General features: G+C 37.4%; 6 protein-coding genes. 2 read left to right on the top strand and 4 right to left on the bottom strand.

Going from position 1 to position 12,052, the window contains the following annotated elements; all coding sequences use genetic code 11:
- Positions 1 to 151 precede the first annotated feature (151 nt).
- Together CK510_RS17625 and CK510_RS17620 are read left to right on the top strand one after the other, a co-directional pair.
- Positions 152 to 3,277 (top strand): peptidase domain-containing ABC transporter, encoded by a 3,126-nt coding sequence (locus tag CK510_RS17625; RefSeq protein ID WP_095722947.1) that lies wholly within the window; start codon positions 152 to 154, stop codon positions 3,275 to 3,277.
- Positions 3,278 to 3,401: 124 nt separating this feature from the next.
- On the top strand, positions 3,402 to 4,952 hold the full coding sequence (locus tag CK510_RS17620; protein ID WP_095722946.1) for a beta-barrel domain-containing protein: 1,551 nt from the start codon (positions 3,402 to 3,404) through the stop codon (positions 4,950 to 4,952).
- A 76-nt stretch (positions 4,953 to 5,028) separates the two neighbouring features.
- Here the strand turns inward: CK510_RS17620 and CK510_RS17615 are convergent, their stop codons facing one another.
- The 4 genes from CK510_RS17615 to CK510_RS17600 all read right to left on the bottom strand — a co-directional run bounded on the left by CK510_RS17615 (position 5,029) and on the right by CK510_RS17600 (position 11,765).
- On the bottom strand, positions 5,029 to 7,653 hold the full coding sequence (locus tag CK510_RS17615) for a CHAT domain-containing protein (RefSeq protein WP_143289339.1): 2,625 nt from the start codon (positions 7,651 to 7,653) through the stop codon (positions 5,029 to 5,031).
- A gap of 28 nt (positions 7,654 to 7,681) precedes the next feature.
- Positions 7,682 to 8,239 (bottom strand): hypothetical protein, encoded by a 558-nt coding sequence (locus tag CK510_RS17610; RefSeq protein WP_342745975.1) that lies wholly within the window; start codon positions 8,237 to 8,239, stop codon positions 7,682 to 7,684.
- Positions 8,240 to 8,321: 82 nt separating this feature from the next.
- Positions 8,322 to 9,671, bottom strand: a complete 1,350-nt coding sequence (locus CK510_RS17605) for a cytochrome P450 (protein ID WP_095722943.1) — start codon at positions 9,669 to 9,671, stop codon at positions 8,322 to 8,324.
- A gap of 198 nt (positions 9,672 to 9,869) precedes the next feature.
- Positions 9,870 to 11,765: a lipoxygenase family protein gene (locus CK510_RS17600; RefSeq protein ID WP_095722942.1), complete on the bottom strand. Its 1,896-nt coding sequence runs from the start codon at positions 11,763 to 11,765 to the stop codon at positions 9,870 to 9,872.
- Positions 11,766 to 12,052: the final 287 nt, after the last annotated feature.

The raw sequence follows: 12,052 nt of genomic DNA, 5'->3' as shown, positions 1-12,052 counted from the left end.
AATTATAGAGTAATTAATATTAGCTACTAATGATGATTAAGTAGTTATTAGCAAAAATATAGTAATCTTCTTTGATTTCTAAAATCCAAAATCTAAAATCCAAAATCCAAAATCCAAAATCTAAAATCCAAAATCTAAAATCCAAAATCGAATGACTTATCTTAAAAGTAATTTTCAAGAATTTATTAGCACTTTGGAAGGTTTTGACCAATTACCGACAGAATTAATTGCGAAATTATTACCAAAAATTCAAGCTTGGAAATTTCGGATTGGTCAGAAAATTATTGGGAGAGAAACAATTCCTGACCATGTGGGAATTATTTATGAAGGAAAGGTACGATTATTAGGTTATGATCCGCGCACTCAAACACCAATTACCTTAAAGATGCTCCAAGCTGGGGATTTTGTAGGTGAAATTGGTTTGTTGCGTCAAGTTGGCTGCGAAACTGCGATCGCATCTACTGAGGTTGTTGTTTTATCGATTGCTGCTGCTGATTTTCTGAGTTTACTTGCTTCGTTTCCTGGTTTTGCTCAGGTACGTCAAAGTCAAGTTCATTTACTTGAAATTTTTGAATTTATTGGATTGCAGTTGGAACGACAAGCTAATGGTGGTTTAAATCTGAAGGAAGTAACAGAGGAAGCTGCCAAAAATGCAATTATCAAATATATTCCACCTGGAAAAATTCAAACTAGCCAATTAGAAACGGAAAAACTTTGGTTTGTCAGTGGTGATGGAGTGACAAACTATCCTCCTAATTCGGCTTTGGAATTTAGGGATGGGGAAGTAATTGAGGTGAAGGGAAAAAATCCAGCAAGATTAGTTGGTTTGAATCCAGAAGATTTATATTTTTTAAGTTTAAATAATAGCTTAAATAATAAATCAAATAATCAAGTATTGGAGAATTCTTGGGGAAAGGATACTTCAGTTAAGGGTGATTTAGTAAATATTGAAGAAATCAAGCTTGGCAAAATAAAACGCGAATTAGTAAAGTCTGAAGATATCAATCGGGAATTATTAGATAGTGAAGATGAATTAAATATTTTAAATATTCCCTACGCACCAGAAATAGAACAACCACAAGTAGATACTTCTACAAATGAACACAAAAATCAAAAGTATCCTTTCGTTGGTGGAAAAGGGGAAATAAATTCCACCTCAGCTTGTTTTCAAATGGTTTGTCAACATCTAAAAATACCATTTCGTAAAGATGTAGTGCGACGGATTTTAACTGAACAATTTAAACGACAAGAGACGATCTCTTTTCAAGTTTGTGCTTATCTGTCAGAACTAATCGGTTTGAAACCCCAATTAATCGATTTACCAACAAATAATTTAACACGCATACCAACTCCTGCTTTGATTCGCTATGGAGATGACTTTGCAGTCGTGTATGAAGCGAGCGATCGCATGATGGTTTTGGGTGTACCATCGAAGGGAATTCAACGTTGTAAACCTGGTGAACTAATCGCTAAGTTGGATGTGGGGGAGAATAATTTTCCACCACAGGTACAAATACTATTACTTGCTCCGACTAAGGAAACACCACAACAACGTTTTGGATTGAGTTGGTTTGTACCCTATTTATCCCGCTATCGTCAAGTATTAATAGAGGTATTTTTCGCATCATTCTTTGTCCAATTAGCCGCTCTTGCAAATCCATTAGTAGTTCAATTAATTATCGATAAGGTAATTGTTCAGAATAGTATTACAACTCTAAATATTTTAGGAGTATTGCTGTTAGTAGTTGGACTTTTTGAGGCTGTATTAGGTGCATTAAGGACATATTTATTTGTTGATACCACGAACCGTATTGATATGGGTTTAGGTTCAGAAATTATTGACCACTTATTAAGGTTGCCATTACGCTATTTTGAACGTCGTCCAGTTGGGGAATTATCGACACGTATTAATGAATTAGAAAATATTCGTCAGTTTTTGACGGGAACTGCACTAACTGTTGGCTTAGATGCATTATTTTCAGTTGTATATATTATTGTCATGCTATTTTATAGCATCCAACTAACTCTAGTTGCTTTGGTGACTATTCCCATATTTATTCTCATCACATTCGTTGCATCTCCAATTATCCGTAAACAGTTACGTAGCAAAGCCGAACGTAATGCTGAAACCCAATCTTATCTAGTTGAGATAATGTCGGGAATTCAAACAGTAAAAGCCCAAAATATCGAATTACCTTCCCGCTTCTCATGGCAGGAAAAGTATTCAAGGTATGTTGGGGAAGGCTTTAAAACAGTAATAACATCGACATTTGCCAACTCCGCTAGTCAATTTCTCAATCAACTTAGTAGCTTATTAGTATTGTGGTTTGGCTCTTATTTAGTCCTCAAAGGAGAATTAACATTAGGGGAATTAATTGCCTTTCGGATTATTTCTGGTTACGTAACAAGTCCAATTTTACGGTTAGCGCAATTGTGGCAAAGTTTCCAAGAAACAGCTTTATCATTAGAACGATTAAGCGACATTGTTGATACTCCCCAGGAAGCAGAAAAAGACCGTTATAATATCCCTCTACCAGCAGTTACAGGAGCAATCAAATACGAAAATGTTTCCTTCAGATTTGCCAATAGTGGACCATTACAAGTATCTAATGTAAATCTGGAAATTCCTGCTGGTAAATTTGTGGGAATAGTTGGACAAAGTGGTTCCGGTAAAAGTACAATTATGAAATTGCTACTACGACTTTACGAACCCGAATCTGGCAGAATTCTGATTGATAATTATGATATTTCTAAAGTCGAACTTTATTCACTAAGACGACAACTAGGTGTAGTTCCTCAAGATAGTTTATTATTCGATAGTAGCGTTCAAGAAAATATTGCTTTAACCAACCCCGACTCCACCACCGAAGAAATCATTGCCGCAGCCAAAGTCGCAGCAGCACATGACTTTATCATGAATTTACCTAACGGTTATAATACCCGTGTTGGAGAAAGGGGAGCAGGGCTTTCTGGAGGGCAAAGACAAAGAATTGCGATCGCACGTTCTGTTTTACAAAGACCAAAATTACTAGTTCTAGACGAAGCTACCAGTGCTTTAGATTATCCCACCGAAAGACAAGTTTGCGTGAACCTAGCCAAAGCATTTAAAGGTGACACCGTATTTTTCATTACCCATCGTCTCAACACGATTAGTCATGCAGACATAATTTTAGTCATGGATGGAGGTAGATTAATCGAACAAGGTAGTCATCAAGAACTAATGGCAAAAAAAGGACATTATTTTTACCTTTATAACCAACAAGAAGTAAATTTATAATTAGTTAATTCTTCTCCTCTTCTCCGCGTCTCTGCCGAAGTTTGTCGGAAGAATAATCTCCCGGAACCCCTTCTCTCTGCGTCTCTGCGCGAAACAAATCCATATTAAACCACATCAAAAACCAATGAACGGAAAATCCCTAAACGGCAACAACAAAAGCAAACAAGACACAAGAACATTGTTAGCTGAACGCTCCATCCCATCAAAACCCGACCTTAAAGCCTACAAATTACAACAAAACCAATCCGTAATCCTGCGACAATCGCCAATTTGGTCACGTGCCATCATGATAACACTAATGGCATTGGCAGGCTTTGGAATTACCTGGGCAAACATAGCCAAAATAGAACAAGTAATTCCAGCAGTAGGACAATTAAAACCAGAAGCTGCCGTTAAAAAAGTTCAAGCACCAGTAAGTGGAATAGTCAAGCAAGTATACATTAAAGACGGACAAAAAGTAAAATCAGGAGACTTATTATTAGTCTTCGATACCGAAGCAAACAAAGTCGAAATAGCATCATTAAATAAAATCCGTGATGCCATAATCCAAGAAAGTCAAATGTATCGCGCTTTGATTAACTCCAATTCCCTCGTTGCAGCAGATATGGCATTTTTGCGCGGTAACTTAAAACCAGAAACAGCATCTCTCCTCAAAAGTCGCGCATCATTAATCAACGAAATTAACTTCCTCCAAACCCAAATCGGAAATACCACCACAGCAAACCTAAATAGCGAAGAACAACAACGCTCACAAATTGCCAAAACAGAACTAGCATCTCGCACAGCTTCCGCAAACCTAGAAGTCGCACAAATTAAAAAACAGCTATCCCAAAACGAAATTAAAATCAACGACACCAAAGCTAACTTAACTATTGAACAGCAAATTTTAGCCAAACTGGAAAACCTCGTCAAAAATGGCGCGATCGCACAACTCCAATATCTCCAACAACAACAAAAAGTCCAATCTCTCAAAGCCCAAATTTTGCAATTAGAAGAAGAGCAGAAACGCTTAGAATATGGCACTCAACAACCACGGCAAGAATTAAATACTACTGTTGCTGTCACTAGTAAAAATATCCTAGATAAAATAGTCGCAAATAAACAAAGTATCGCGGAAATTGACAGTCAACTATCGAAAATTCTTCTCGAAAATGACAAAAAGGTTGCCGAAATTGATAGTAGAATCGCTCAAACTAAGCTAAACGTCAAATACCAAGAATTACGCGCTCCAGTTGCGGGGACAATTTTCGATTTAAAAGCCGGAAATCCTGGATTTGTTGCTAACCCCAGTGAAGAAGTACTCAAAATAGTCCCCAATGAAAACTTAATTGCTGAAGTCTTTGTTACTAATAAAGATATCGGTTTTGTCCGTGAAGGAATGAAGGTTGATGTCAGAATTGATTCTTTCCCCTTTAGCGAATTTGGTGATATCAAAGGAGAATTAATTCAGGTTGGTTCCGATGCTTTACCCCCCGACCAAACCAATCAATTTTATCGCTTTCCTGCTAAAATTAGTTTAAAGCGTCAAAGTCTTGATGCTAGAGGTAAGAGTATTTCTCTACAATCCGGTATGTCTATTACTGCTAATATTAAAGTCCGTGAAGAACGTACAGTTATGAGTTTGTTTACGGAATTGTTTACTAATCAAGTTGAAAGTCTTGAACAAGTGCGGTAAATATGGAGTTGGTTTCACGCAGAGACGCGGAGACGCAGAGAGAATAAAGAAATAAAAAGATTTAGGACTGCTATACTTACAACCAATTACCAATTAATACGTATGCTGACCAATAACTGGGGGAGCGATAATTTACATGGTTGAGAAGTTTTAATTGAGCATGTTGCAATGCTTTGGCTTTACTAATTCCTTTCTTCAACTCATTGTAGAAACTACCCACAAACATTGCTGTTGATTCATCGTCGATTTGCCACAGAGAAGCAATGGTACTTCTTGCCCCTGCACGGATGGCTATTCCTGCTAAACCTAGTACAGCACGTTTATCCCCTTCGGCTGTTTGACAAGCGCTTAAAACGAGTAATTGGAGAGCTTCCGATCTAGCTTCGTCGCGATCGCGCAATAAGTTATCAAATTTACGAACATTTATTTTTCCATCGGCTGCGAGAATGTATGTATCATCTATCCGTGAGCTAAATTGACCGTGTGTGGCAAGATGGACGATATTAAAGGGTTTCTCTTTGATTTTGCGTTCCAGAGCAGTGCTGGTAAATTCTTCGTTGAGTAAGGATGTGGTGTTAATACCTGCTTTGGTGATGAGTTTAAATTCGGATTCGATACCATGTAGGGGAGCAAAATTAGGAAAGTTCTTTGGGGGTTGGGTTAAACCTGCTGTGAGTGCTTTGAGGTTTTGTGTAACTATGGGTTTGGGGTTGAGAAGTTGTAAACCTGGACTGAGGGAAAGGGCATATTTTTCGATTAAATATTCTTTGCCATCATATAATACTGACATGGGTAAGTTACGTAATACCCCATCAAGTACAAAGACGAGGGTATCAACTTGATTTTTGGCTAAGTCTGCTTCCATTGGTTTAATTAACCATGTGTAGACTTGTTGCGATCGCATTTTTAAGTCTTGAATTGCTGATGGATTGCTTAAATCCTGCCGCAGTTTTGCCACTGTTTGTTCGACTTTGCTTTCTTCTATTTGGCTGGTATAAAGTTTGAGGGATTGGTTGGGAAGTTTGACGATGATTTGGATTGTATCGGCAAGGATAATGGGGTAAAGTATGGCTGATGTGGGATTATCACGATCTACGACTCGATCCAGAATCACTTTTTGCCCCTGTAAACAAGCTTCACGGAAGAAATTATCAAGTTCTGTTAGTTGTAGTGCTTCGATGCTTTGTCTGGCTTTGTCGAGAATTTTTACATCTGCTTGTCCATTTTTGTCTCTTAATTCAGGGTTTTGTAATAAAAGTGCAACTGATTCACGATATACTGGTTCAACACTTTCACGGAAAGAAAACTGTACATCTCGATTTATGGCAACTAAGTCGCTGCGTAATGCTTGTAATGCATCTATAGCAATATCATAGGATGCGATCGCGCTTTTGATATCTCCTTGCGCTTTCTGTAATCTACCGAGTTGCCATTGGAGTTGGTATGTAATTTCTGGTGTATTAGTTCCTTGTAAAAGTACAATTGCTTTTTCAGTCAATTTTTGAGCTTGGGGAAATTTTCCTGCTAACTCAGATATTTTTCCCAATTCTCCCCAACCATAAGCTTGTGCTTGGATATCGTCGATACTCTCAGCTTGTTGGATAGCGGTTGTTAGGATATCTATTGGGGAAGGGGAAGAAATGCCCATTTTTACTAAATTTACGGCAAAATTGATTTGGGCATAAATGCTGCTGCGACTGGGGGAAATTTGTTGGAGTAAGGTTTGAATTTCTGATATTATTGTTGTGGTATCTGTTTTCCGTTCCCTAAGTAAGCTTAATTGGTTGAGATGTGCTTGAAGTTTGATGAGGGGAGAAGGGGCAAATTGAAAGGTTTGTTTGTAGTAGGTTAAAGCTTCAGTGGTGCGATCGCATATAAGTGCATGATTTCCTAAGCTCAATAAACTCGCACTGATTTCGTCTAGGTTTTGCAAACGTTGAGCAATTTCTAAACTTTCTTGTAATGCTATATTAGATTTCTTTAAATCACCGACTATTTGTTGTGCTTCTCCTAAGGAACGTAAACTGACTACTTTTTGAATTGAGTCGGGTTGGGTTTTTAGTGTTGCATTCACTTCTTGAAGAATTTTTATTGCACTGCGATAAAAACCTAAGATTTGTAATGCTTGTGTTTGGTTTATTTTTGCCGTTATCCTACTGTTTGGTTCTTTGACTTCTACAAATAATTTTTCTGCTTGCTGCCAACTTTTTAAGGAATTTTCACTTTCTCCTGTTGATAGAAATAATTTACCTTGAATCATTAAAGTTTGGGCAAGCAGCTTCTGATTTTTACTTGGGTTATTTAATTCCTGTAGTTGCAAACTCTCATTAATCGCTTGTTTTGCCTCTTTCCAGTTTCCAGTTTGTTGATAAGCTAAAGACAAATTAGCTAAAGTTGCTGCTTGCTTTTGGATTTTCCCTTGTTGTTTGTCTTCTTGTACTGCTTGTTGTAAAACTATTACTGCTTCCGCAAATCTTCCCACATCATATAATCTTTTCCCTTCTTCAATTGAATTTTCGATTAGTGAATTATTCGATTTTGGATTTTGGGTTTTGGATTTTAGATTTTGGATGATTTGATTTTCATTTTGTAAAACTATTAATTGAGGTGAGGGTAATTTTGCTAAATTTGCGAAACTTGGCAAAATAAATCCAAAAATTAAATAACTTCCTAGCAACAATATTAACAATCTCCGCTTCACCTCAACCTCCCGTTAAACCTAGATTTTGCTACTTTGGAGCTATCACTAAACAGTCATTTGGAGCCTTATTCAACATATCATTAAAAGCCGAAGTATAACTACCATCTGCATTTACAACCCGACGCAAAGTATATTCTCCAATGCGAAGACTACCACCAAACCAAAGATTTTCACGTTTCCAAATATCTCCATTAATAGAATCACCTATTTGATACATCGTCAAATCAAAAATCCATTTAGGAATTGCTAATCCAAATACAAAAGGAATAATTTGGGCACTTTGTAATGCTGAATCATCAAACTTGATTTGATATCCAAATTGACTTAATTGAGCAGCACGCAGCAACAACCATCCCGGAATCGAGTCATGAAAAGTCCACTGTACCAAACCAGATACAGGTATAAATAAACTGAGATTTTTTGAATCCCACTCAACGTTATACATTGTCATACAAGTATCTGGTAGTGGATTCCCATCCATAAAAAATATCCCTTTAAGGATATTAGGCAAACCAGTTTCTTCCACTGAAATCATCCAAGTGGCAATATCATTAAGCTTTCTCTTTTCAATAGCTTCATTCATCATATTTTCCATTACCAATTTTCTATTTTACATTTGTAGAGACGCGATATATCGCGTCTCTCTTAGATTATTGAAATGTTTGGGATTAGAACTTACTAGAAAATCCTTGTAATACCAAATCATTTGGAGTCACAGCAGTTACCTTATTAAAATCCCATTTAACTGGGGTAGTTGAATTCCATTGATATTTTTTGAACAAATATAAACAGAATATTTCAATTAAACCGATTGATAAACCTTTCCCTGGACAAGCGCGATCGTGTTCTTTACCGTTCCAAGATAAAATATCAGAGAAATCCCGTGTCGCATCAAAATTCTCTGGATTATCGTATCTACGAGAGTCATGATTAGCTGTAAAAATAGAACCTAATAAACGAGTTCCTTTTTGGAAAGGACATTTGCTACCACCAATTTCAATTTCACCTGATTCAGTGGCAAGTTGACTAACAAATCTTACTGGGGGATAAAAACGTGCAGTTTCTAAAATTACATTCTGAGTCAACATTAATTGTGCGATCGCATTTCCATTTAATGGTTCGTTTCCATCCCAAACTGTATTAATCTCAGTAATTACGTCATTTCTCAAGGCATTATTTTGACACAAAACACCAATTACTGAGCCTAGTAATGCACTTGTACCAGCAGTTCCCGCAATATGAATCATATCAAACAAGCTATTTGCAATCTGATGTGGGTTTAATTGATATTGGGAACCTGTCTCTAAATAAGCTGCCCATTTTGATGATTGTTGATAGCGTTTAATTAATTTTTGGCGATGTTTGATAATTGGTGCTGTTTTACTTGATAGTAATTTTTCGCTGATGAAATTGGGAAATGATGCAAGTGGTAAACCTTTCACAAAGTTGTTCGATGCAGTAATCTCTTCATCTGATAAGGAAATATTAAACACAACCTGATGCAAAATCCGTATCATCATTCTTGGTAAATCATTACCAATATGTAGCTGTTTCTGTTTCGCTGCATCCGCAAGACACTGATTAACTAATTCCCCTAAAATATCACTTCTTTCTAATGGATTAGGTAAAGCTTGGGAAAACAAAGCTCTAGCTCCATTATGCTCGTTCCCATTCATTCCCAAACTTAGGGGATTATTGAGTAGATAACTGGGAGCTAAAATTCTAATAATGCCTAAATCGTTTCCTCTTAATTGCGGTTCCGTATGCATTAATTTCTTGACTTGGGAATGGGAAGAATGCATAATTGCTTGGTCTACTGCAAAATATTTATCCCCAATATTATCTTTACGAATATACAAAAAATCTCGCCAATGTCTGAGGATAACAATCCCATCGGCATAGTAAAATACTAAACGTAATAACTTACCAATTGGGCTATTATTACCGACTTTAGCGAGGATATTTGCTAGCCAGATTTGACGTTTATGTCCATTGATGACTTGTTCTTTAAGTGCCATAGTTTTTTGGGTTTTCTGATTTTTTGTATGTGCTTCAGAGCGTTAAGCAAGCTTTGGAAATATAGATAATAAACCGCAGATAGACGCAGATTCACACAGATAAATATAGAGAAATAGCACCATAAATCAACGCTAAATCTAGTCATAAATTTCGATAATTTTCGTTCGATATCCCAAATTTTTTAATTAATTCAAAGTTTAAATGTTGATACTTTGGGGAATTCTCGAAGGAAGTAAATAAGTATAAGTTGGACGATTTAAATTGCGTTGATTAATAGTATCTTCAACTCGATTAAGCTTTTTACGGAATTTTTGTAACAAGGATTGGACTTTTGTGTCAGAAAACTGTAATTGCGGATAATCACCGAGTTTGTTGTAGTATGTAGAACCCAACAAATACAGTAAATTTAATTGTTTTTGTGCCATCTCCAAAGGTGGAAACAAACTCAAATAATCTTGCTCAGTAACTTCTGATTTCCGTAAAATTGATGCTGGTGCATAACCAGCCAATGGGATAATTCCTGCATAACTCATTATCTCCTTCTGGGGGAAGTTGACAACAGCATGTTGGGCACTAGCGGTAAAAATAATTAACGCGATCGCATCAATTAGATATTCCCTGGTTTGGATACCTCCATTTTCTTCGCCAAAATCGGGTATGCGTCCACCTTCAAATGCTTGTACTTCCGCAGCCCATGCTTGCAAATTTATATCATTTTGCACATCTGCATCTGTTTTGTAATAAATAGTTAAATAGTCAGAAACCCATTCATGAATCGCATTCCAAATCAATAAACCATCATCACGGTACGGATAAACAGGTAAAAGGTTAGTATCATCAACACCACGTAACTCCAACCGTTTTGGTAACATAGCAGTATTGAAACCATAACTTTGTAACCCTCGCACTGCAAAGACACGGGAGTTATCAATGGTTGCACCAAGTAACGAATCTACTCCTCCCCCTGCTGCAATTAAATTTCGTTGTGCTTCTTCGTTGATAGCCAAAGTTCCCACGAAATGAGGACGTAATAATAGACTCAGGGGATGATTCGCTGGTAATTGACGATGGGTAGCAATCACAAAAGCACCGACAAATAAATGGGTTCGTCCTAAATGACTCACAGCTTCATGGTAATTCGCATCCGCAATGTGGACAACGGTTTTTGCAAACATCCAAGCATATTTCCCCGATTTGGGGGTGACAATCGGATTCTCGCGGGGATTTTGTCCGCATTGAATTGCGATCGCACGTAACATTCGATTCTGTTCTTTCCCCCTGGGTACGGCAAATAATGCTATAGGTGCATACAGGTATTTTTGTGTTTTCGGATATGTACCGTTAACTGCACCATCTAAAATCCTGTAGTCAGCTAAATACAGTCTTCCTTCCCTTCCTGCTGCAACCAAGGAATCATCCTCACCCATCATCCCTTGATAATGCTCATCTGTAACAGGAAAATTTTCGCCTAAACTTGTTACCCGTTGAATCATCAAGGGATTATAACCAGCCACTTGCATATACGCAAACACATCATCCTGCCCAAAACCATTTGCGATCGCGGGTAATTCCATTTGTGGGAGTAATTTTTCATATTCCCTCAAATTCTTCACATGTCCTGTTGGTTGCCCCTCATACATCAATTCTATGACTTTATCCAAGGAATCTTTAAAGATGGAAAGTCCACTTTCCTTCAGCGCAGAAAAAAACAAATTATCAAGTTCTCTAAAATCTATCGATAATCCTTTCAGCAAGATTTGGGGAATAATTTGCAGTAATCTACCAATAACACTAACTTGGATGGGGATTGCACCCTTCATCACAGCTTCCAGAATAAAATATTTAATATCATCGCGAACCGACAGAGAACCACGATTCCCGCGATTGGTAATGATGGTATTCACAAACACCACTCGCAAATGCTGTGCCAATAAAAAAAGCCAATCTCTAGAAAACTGTTCCCCTTCCGGAAGCGTATCCAGCATCGCTAATGGGGGAATGTGGGTATAGTTATATTGATATTTTTGTCTGATCACTTCCAAACTCTGAGAGTCTGGGGAACCTGTCGAATTACCTTTTGACGAAGCAATCATAAATCCTCCTACATATTTATTTAATGCTTCAAACAAAACTGTCAAATTCCAGCTAAAACTTAGATAATACCCCGTTTATATTGGCGAGAGCTTGGAAAATTTTACCTGCTGATGGTGTCTTATAGCACAACCAGAATAAAAGAACCCCACCCTAACCCTCGCAAGCGGGGAGACTACGGTGTACACACAAGTCTGTTTTCCCCTGATACTTCGGAATTACCCCCCTTAATCCCCCCTTGGAAAGGGGGGAAACTAGAAATCCAGTTCCCTCCCCTTGCTAAGGGGAG

The sequence above is a fragment of the Brunnivagina elsteri CCALA 953 genome (assembly GCF_002289455.1).
GTDB classification, from domain to species: Bacteria; Cyanobacteriota; Cyanobacteriia; order Cyanobacteriales; family Nostocaceae; genus Brunnivagina; species Brunnivagina elsteri.
Note: the sequence above shows the minus strand (reverse complement) of the source record. Positions and strands in the feature narration are given on the sequence as shown.

Excerpts from the sequence above, each read along its gene's own strand:
- CK510_RS17600 (WP_095722942.1), bottom strand. The coding sequence starts at position 11,765 with ATGATTGCTTCGTCAAAAGGTAATTCGACAGGTTCCCCAGACTCTCAG.
- CK510_RS17605 (WP_095722943.1), bottom strand. The coding sequence starts at position 9,671 with ATGGCACTTAAAGAACAAGTCATCAATGGACATAAACGTCAAATCTGG.
- CK510_RS17610 (WP_342745975.1), bottom strand. The coding sequence starts at position 8,239 with ATGATGAATGAAGCTATTGAAAAGAGAAAGCTTAATGATATTGCCACT.
- CK510_RS17620 (WP_095722946.1), top strand. The coding sequence starts at position 3,402 with ATGAACGGAAAATCCCTAAACGGCAACAACAAAAGCAAACAAGACACA.
- CK510_RS17625 (WP_095722947.1), top strand. The coding sequence starts at position 152 with ATGACTTATCTTAAAAGTAATTTTCAAGAATTTATTAGCACTTTGGAA.